At 52.4% G+C, this 3009-nt stretch carries 1 protein-coding gene and 1 pseudogene; both read right to left on the bottom strand.

Annotated elements, in window-relative coordinates:
• Nucleotides 1-286: 286 nt before the first annotated feature.
• On the bottom strand, nt 287-2479 hold the full coding sequence (locus AC1DUA_RS31720; protein ID WP_477503529.1) for a glycoside hydrolase family 88/105 protein: 2193 nt from the start codon (nt 2477-2479) through the stop codon (nt 287-289).
• A gap of 17 nt (nt 2480-2496) precedes the next feature.
• Nucleotides 2497-3009 (bottom strand): annotated as a pseudogene (locus tag AC1DUA_RS31715) (hypothetical protein); the annotation flags it as partial.

The following is a 3009-nucleotide window of genomic DNA, read 5'->3' as shown; positions in this document are numbered from 1 at the left end:
CTGCTCAGTTGCCTAGTTTTGAGGGGACGGCTCCGATAGGTGGTGCCTCGGGTGGATTAAAGGGAAAAACTACCTTTATTCCCCGATGCTCAGCGGCAGGGAGCACAATAGCGGTACAAACTCCATCTAAATCGCTGGTAGTTGCAGAAATCTGCTAGATGTGGAGGAATTAGCGGTAGTAACTGGAGCTATGCTCCTCAAAAGTGGAGCAATCGCGGAAAATAACAGGAGGAATCGGCGTTAGGACAAATAAACCGGCATAACCCAAAGGGTCATGCCGGCTATCTTAGCTACTGCAAGCCGATAAATGCTTCCGCAGCTTCATCGTTTCAATGCCCGCCAACAGCACAATACCGATTCCATGCGTATCGTTCAACTGCCAAGAAAGCTGGTCCTTATAGTACAGCTTATTGAACGAGTACCCCGAACCTCGGCAGACGCCGTATACATTTCCGTTCCTATCGATCGCATAACGCGTCAAGCCGTCCCACCCCCGCAGCACAGCCTCCACATAGGGAGCTGCCTCTTCCAGCCAGCCGAAGCGGACACCTCTAGCCAGCGCGTAGATGAACATCGATGTGCAAGATGCCTCCGCATACGATTCAGGATCTGTCAGCACTTGGTGCCATAATCCCTGCACACCCTGTAAACGCCTATACCCTTGGCACAGCTCACGGAAAAAGGCCAATAACTCAAGGCGTTCTGGATGTTCGTCTGGCATGACGGCCAGCAGTTCCGTTAACGAAAACAGCACCCAGCCATTGCCTCGTCCCCAAGGCACGCCATTTCCTTTGCCAAATTTAAAATCGAATACATGATGCATGATGCATAGCTCGGGGATGAACATCAACTTTTTATACTGCAAAAACTGTTTCGCTGCATCATTCAAATACGCTACATTACCTGTAAGCTCGTAATACTTACTGAGAAACGGCGTGCTCATATATAAATCGTCGCACCAAACTGTATCCTTCATGAAATCGGTCGTACCCCGCGTTCGGTACAACGTCCCATCCTCAAGCCGGCTTTGTTCCCGCGTAATGTAATCGGCTATGTGTTCGGCCGCCGCCTCTGCGCCGTCCAGCGCCCGGAGTTTGCCTGCCTCCAGCATTGCTGCACCGAAGGAACCGCAGTCATCCAAGCTGTCGATCAGCGTCAGTTGGTGATTCACGCCCGGCGAGCCATATTGCGCCTGGTCCCAACGACTGTAAGCGAACAAGGAAGTGCACTGTTCTATATGATCAGCAGCATAGTTCGTGTAATGCGGATCCGCTAACTCCTGACCTGTTCGCAAGATGCCATAAAGCGTCACGCCAAGCGGATAGTTCCATTTGCCATAAATGGCATTCTCCAAATAAGGCCGTACCCAAGCTCCAGGCAAATCGGCACGCCAGAATGTGCGCTCATCTTCTGAGCCAAGCGGTGCATCCATGCGAGTAATTGCGGTTGGCTGTGGAGCTTTTTCAGGTGAGAAAGGTCCTGCGTACAACCAGCCATCCGTCAACCCTTCAACAGGAAAAGGCGGCATTCGTTTCACTGGGATGGCTTCTTCAGCACTAAGACATTCAAGCTCAATACCAACACCCCAAATCGAACCCTCACAAGTAGAACAGGCAATGAGATCATGGACACCAAACGGGATTGCAAGTGTTATCCCGATCCGGCCATCCGCCAGGTGCTGATGTCTCTCAAAGACGGAAGTACCGTTCAAGTAAATGGTAAGCTGGCCTTGATACTCACCTGTCAGCCGGACCCTTTGCACGTTCGGGTTTCTGTTCTCCAGCTTCGTCCACGCGTAGGCGACCAGCCCTGGCTTTTCGCCGTAGATGCGGGTGAAGCATCCGCTGCTCAATTCCCGTGGTGTCCAAGCCGCTCGCGGATACCATTCATCAATGCATTTCTCCTCCCCGGCACCAGGCATGACTTCCCAAGCAGCCGATTGCGGACTGCTGTACACCCAACCCTCTTGCCCCTCCCGCTCAGCTGCAGGGGAAAGCATATGCATCGGGAAGCCTTTGATGCTTCCTGTTCCGAACTTGCCGCCACAACCCGTTGCGGTTGCCACGAATTCCAGGACGATGTGATTCCAGCCCTTGCCGAGTTTGGCACGGAAATAGCTGCTTCGTTCTGGATATACATCGTCATTCAGGTTGGACGCGAATTGCTGCGTCCCGTTCACCATGATACGCACAGGACAATAGCAGCTTACACTGAACGGATGCTCAATCTCCCCATCACTCCACAGCTTTCCCCAGACGTAGACGAATTGCCCGTCCTCCAGCTCCGGCCATCTCTGCRCAAGGTCCATTTCGTAACGATAATCTGCTCCGCGCCGGAAGCCTTCCTCCGAATATATCCGATAAACCGGAGGATGCTTGGGGTTGGCACCGATGAACCTTCCAGCAATCGTCGCCAGTATATGTTCGTCAGACTTCGCTTTGCCAGCGATCGATTCGTTTGGTTGAAAATAGGGACTCATCTTCATGTCAGCCTCCATTAGATCGGGATCTCTCCGCCAGGGTACAATGTGGAGCTGGATAACCGTTTCGGCTGTGGCAGCGGTACAGCCGAAGGCTTCTCCGTCACATCATAAGGTTGACTCGCATAAATCTCCATTGTCTCATTATTAAAGATAATCACCTGTTCGCTCCCGCTACCGAACAAATCGGCGTGCACCGCATAACCTTCAAGCGGAAATGAAACGACCTCATTCATGTTGCCGTCATATAAGGTTGGAAACACACCTCCACCACGGCGATAAGCTAAAATGTAATCCGCTGCGCCCTTCACCCAACCGCGTAAAGGTTCAATAATGGTCAGCCAGCCGTCTGTTTGACGATCTTCCTTCCAAATCTCTCGCCCCTCGCTATCCAAAAGGAAAAGCGCATCTTTTCCTTTCAAGCCCTTGCCGTCATCTTCGCGCACGAGACGATCGAGGCCTGCGATCTGAAGTCCTGGCAAGTCGCTGCGGAATCGGCCGAGTGCGATATGTTGCGACTCGATTGAGCC

The sequence above is a fragment of the Paenibacillus sp. 01T422 genome, from assembly GCF_056398785.1.
Note: the sequence above shows the minus strand (reverse complement) of the source record. Positions and strands in the feature narration are given on the sequence as shown.